Here is an 848-nt window from a genome sequence, read left to right on the forward strand (position 1 = left end):
TTGTTACGTACTTGCTCATTCATATACTTCCACAATCGCTCTATCGGATTGAGGTTTGGGCTGTAAGGCGGTAGGTAATGCAATTCAATATTAAGGACATATGCCATCTCTTTCACCAATTCTGCTCTGTGATAGCCCGCCCCATCCAGAATAATATGGATTTTTTGCGAAAGCGGGTAAGTTTCCCGGAGCGCCCCGAAGAAATACGCGATATTTTCGGCATTGATACTCGGATATTCACGGATCACAGTATCTTCAATTCGTTGTAAATTGAGGGCGCCCAGAATATTGAGACGGGTGCGACTGCCGGTGGTTTCGACCACTTTTACCTGATTTTTTCCGGCTTTCATCCAACCATAGCTGAGCTTTGTGGACTGTGAAGGATGCACGGCATCAATAAATAAGATAGGTTCATTCTGACCCGCCCGGTCTTTCAGAAACCGGTAGTCCTCAATAAATTGTTGCTGCTTATCCGCATCGAATTTATGAGGCACTCCCTTGGGTTTTTTGTAGCTGAAACCTTGGCGGTGAAGCCATTTAGTCATTCCGCCCACGCTGAAAGACACCTGCCAACGTGCTCGGACATAGTCCACAATTTGCGCGGTCGTATGCAGCAAATTTTCCGTCAAATAATCAATCAGCTCGGCAGTTTGTTTGGCAGAGAGATGGCTTTCAGAACCGCCATTTTCTGGGGTGAGTTTTTCCTGAGCGATGAAATCTTTTAGATGACGGCTTACCGTACTTTCATGAATACGTAAGGCTTGGGCAATCATCTGAGCTGTCCAGCCCTCTGATGCCAAAAGCACGGCCTTGATGCGATCACAGACTCGACTATCACGAGTCGTATC

1 protein-coding gene is annotated in these 848 nt (G+C 46.6%); it reads right to left on the reverse strand.

Annotated features, from left to right (window positions below; genetic code table 11):
- A partial coding sequence (locus AACQ81_RS04395; protein ID WP_237388500.1) for an IS630 family transposase occupies positions 1-848 on the reverse strand: 848 nt, incomplete at both ends.

Source organism: Xenorhabdus sp. Sc-CR9 (genome assembly GCF_963897815.1).
GTDB lineage: Bacteria > Pseudomonadota > Gammaproteobacteria > Enterobacterales > Enterobacteriaceae > Xenorhabdus.